Below are 3,095 nucleotides of genomic sequence, written 5' to 3'. Positions count from 1 at the left end.
CCGAGATGGTCGTCGGCCGCTGGCACGGCCGATTCGTCCACGTGCCGATGCAACTGGCGATCCGCCAGCGCAACACCGTCGATCCCGACGGCGATCTCTGGATGTCGGTGCTCGAATCAACCGGCCAGCCGCGGCATTTTGCGTAGGTCGCGTGCAACTTGGCGACGCGGAACCGGCCGTGCGGCCCTTATTCTCTCCGAAGCAAATCGAGGCGGCCTACCCAGAGTGCGAAGTAGGGTGCGTGGTCGTCCTCAGAATGCGGCATTCTTTAGCGACGGCTGCTTCGAAAGTTCTCATCGAAGCATAGCCGGGCGTGAATGGCAGGCGTGCGGAGAGGCAATGACGGGCGGCCTCAAGTGTCAAAGTCGATGCGGTATAGCCTGTTGGCCCGAGCATCGATGATGTACAGCAGGACATTTTGCACCCACAGTTGTCCTCCCGAACTGGAACCGGCCTTGTAGAAATACGCAAAATGTGTCGTTGATTTTTCGAGTGACTTGAGCGCGCGCGTCTGCATTGCCTGCGCGTCGGCCTCTTGGCCAACCAGCGAAGGCCCGCCGATCGAGTAGATGTTGGCGTGTAAGGCAAAATTAATATAGGGGATGTCGGCCTTGCCTGGCCGACCGGTCTTCCAATGCTCCACGTGCCGATCGCCCGAACTCGGCCAAAGTTTCGGTCGATCAGCCATCTCGGGCAGAAACTTGAGAAACCGTTCTGCGACCTCCGGCGAAAGTCGGTATTCCTCAATTATGTAGCCATCGCCATTGAAGCTCGGACCAGTGTCATACCAGTGCCCGGGCGAGCCCAATGCGAACTCCACCCCGGTGATTTTACGCATCCACTCGCGCGACGAAGCGTCAGCTGCAAACCGCCAGGTGGCTGCAAGGCATACGGGCGCCGCCAGGACCACGGCCAGAAGAATCGCTTTGGGATATCGTCGCTGCACGCCGAGCAGGAACAGGACAACGCTCGCCACCATTGCGAGCAGCAACACACCGTTCGTCACGGTATGCCCCACCCAACCCAGTGGCGAATAGCCGCCCAGGCAAAGCCCAATCAGGCCGGCCGCCGCCAGGCCCGCCGAATGGGCAATCGCCAGCTTCACTCCCCGAATCCCGTGATAGCCAAGCAGATATGCGGCCACAACGATGGGCCAGACGGGCCAACCGAATGTTAGCCATTCCGGCGCCGGCTGGCCTTGGGCATCCAAATCGAAAAGACACCATCGGATGGCAAGATAGCCGAAGCCAATCACTGCCAGAATCGACGCCGCTGGCCAAAGTACCGCCACCCAAGTCGACAGAACCGCGACAACGTACAGCAAAATCGTTGTGCCAAGACGCCGTTGAGCATTCTCCTGGCAACGGGCGGCGCCATTGACTGCGGCTTGATCGAATCGCGTCATACCGTTACAGCTTTATTTCGTCCGAAGCAGATCAAAGCTGCCCACCCAGAGTGCAAAGTAGGGGGTATGGTCGCCGGCCTTTTTGACGTAGAGCAGAAACGGTTTGTCGAAGACATACTTTCGCGGCCGATTGGTCTGCTCGGATTTTACCGCCGACCAGGCGTTGGATTCGAGCCGTGCTCCACGCTCGTCCAGGTGAAATAAGACCCTCTGCCGGGCCTGAACGATCGGAAGCCCCGTGAGTTCTCGATTCTCGATTGGCCGATCCATTAGCTCGGCATACTCGCGATCGATCGCCAGCGAGACGATCGGAATCTTGAGCGGTTCTTCATCGTGTGGCTGGTAAAGAAATTCTTCGGCGCCGGGCCATTTGACCGCCTTTCGCGCTTCCTTAATACGCTGCTCGACTGCGGCCACGGTCTCCGAGAGCGTGGCGTGCGGAGCCACTTTGGCCAGGATCAACTCGTCTTCCTTGGCCGTCGTGTTCAATCGCAGAATGAAATCGTCTTCGCCGCGATAGTCGAGTACGCTGAGCTGTTTCGCCAGTGCCCTGCCTCGTTTGGAAGACGAATAGAATCCCTCGATGCCGAAGGCCGCGACCCCAGCTGTTTCTCCGCCAGCCTGAAATGGGATGGCAGCGACCCGATCGAACTTCTCGGCAAACGGCATCAGCTTGTCGAGATACGTGTACAAATAAAGGCCGTCCGACGTCGCCGCCTCGGATACTTTTAGCGTCGCTCGGGGAAATCGAGTCGCCACGGCCTGGCGGATCTCTGCCACGATCCCCTGGTTCACACGGCCGGACATTGCCAGGTAATCAGCGGGCGACAAGTCCGCTCGGTCGAAGCGGTGGTCGTTCAGCACGGCGGCCAGCGGCGGGTCGCCCATCAGCCGAACGGGCGCATCGCCCGACAGCTTGCGCAGTTCGTCCCACGTCAGTTGAAACGTCGCACAGTAGACGTAGCTCCGGCCGCTTTCGATGGCGCCGTTGCCGTGCGGCAATACGTCGGTGTACCTCAACTCGCTTGCGGGCACCACGCTAGCCGGCTCTTCCGGTCGAGCGCGGTTGCATGCCGGCACCGAGATCAACAGGCCGGCGAAGGCCAGTAGCAAGATTATAGATTTCATGGCGCGGCTGGCATTGAGGGTCTATGGGGCAGAGCGGCTGCGAAATCGCGAGCCAGAACGCTCAGAACATGGTGAGGCAGTAGAGCACAAACACAGCAGTCGCACCGACGCAGACGCCGAAGAACAGCAGCTTTGCACCGTAGTGTACTGCTTCCTCGCCTTCTACCACGCTCCGTCGCGTGAGAGCAATCCGCCGCGTCCGAACGGCGCGCATCGCGTCTCGCAAGCACGCCCACGACGCAACGGCACAGACGCCTGCGAGCACGATCACGAGGATTCGCGACAGGATCGGATTCATCGTAGTCGTACTATTAAATGGGGCGGCGCAATGAAGCTACCGGGCGGCATAGAGCTTCCACAATCGGTGCGCCTGGGAAACGGCGTCGGCCGTTTGGGCGATCGGCTCGAAGGCGGAATCGCTCATGTCGATCGGCACGCAGAGCTGGCTGCCTTCGCGGCGTGCCAGGACATCTTCGACCACGACCGCCCGGAGCATCCAAACGGCCATTTCCTCGCTCGAGCACTCGACGCCGAGCCAACCTTGCGTCTGGCCGACGATCGC

General features: G+C 60.3%; 4 protein-coding genes. All 4 read right to left on the bottom strand.

All coding sequences use genetic code 11. The features are described 5' to 3' along the window. Positions 1-352: 352 nt before the first annotated feature. Positions 353-1,405 (bottom strand): hypothetical protein, encoded by a 1,053-nt coding sequence (locus tag VGG64_04525; GenBank protein ID HEY1598842.1) that lies wholly within the window; start codon positions 1,403-1,405, stop codon positions 353-355. 12 nt (positions 1,406-1,417) lie between these two features. Further along, a complete protein-coding gene (locus VGG64_04520; GenBank protein ID HEY1598841.1) occupies positions 1,418-2,533 on the bottom strand; it encodes a hypothetical protein in 1,116 nt (371 codons plus the stop codon). A gap of 61 nt (positions 2,534-2,594) precedes the next feature. Continuing rightward, positions 2,595-2,831 (bottom strand): hypothetical protein, encoded by a 237-nt coding sequence (locus VGG64_04515; protein HEY1598840.1) that lies wholly within the window; start codon positions 2,829-2,831, stop codon positions 2,595-2,597. A 36-nt stretch (positions 2,832-2,867) separates the two neighbouring features. Next, positions 2,868-3,095 (bottom strand): hypothetical protein (locus tag VGG64_04510; protein HEY1598839.1); only part of this gene is annotated, 228 nt, incomplete at its 5' end.

The organism is Pirellulales bacterium, assembly GCA_036490175.1.
GTDB lineage: Bacteria > Planctomycetota > Planctomycetia > Pirellulales > JACPPG01 > JACPPG01.
Note: the sequence above shows the minus strand (reverse complement) of the source record. Positions and strands in the feature narration are given on the sequence as shown.

What these genes read in the sequence shown, in the direction of transcription:
- VGG64_04525 (HEY1598842.1), bottom strand. Translation starts at nt 1,405, where the DNA reads ATGACGCGATTCGATCAAGCCGCAGTCAATGGCGCCGCCCGTTGCCAG.
- VGG64_04520 (HEY1598841.1), bottom strand. Translation starts at nt 2,533, where the DNA reads ATGAAATCTATAATCTTGCTACTGGCCTTCGCCGGCCTGTTGATCTCG.
- VGG64_04515 (HEY1598840.1), bottom strand. Translation starts at nt 2,831, where the DNA reads ATGAATCCGATCCTGTCGCGAATCCTCGTGATCGTGCTCGCAGGCGTC.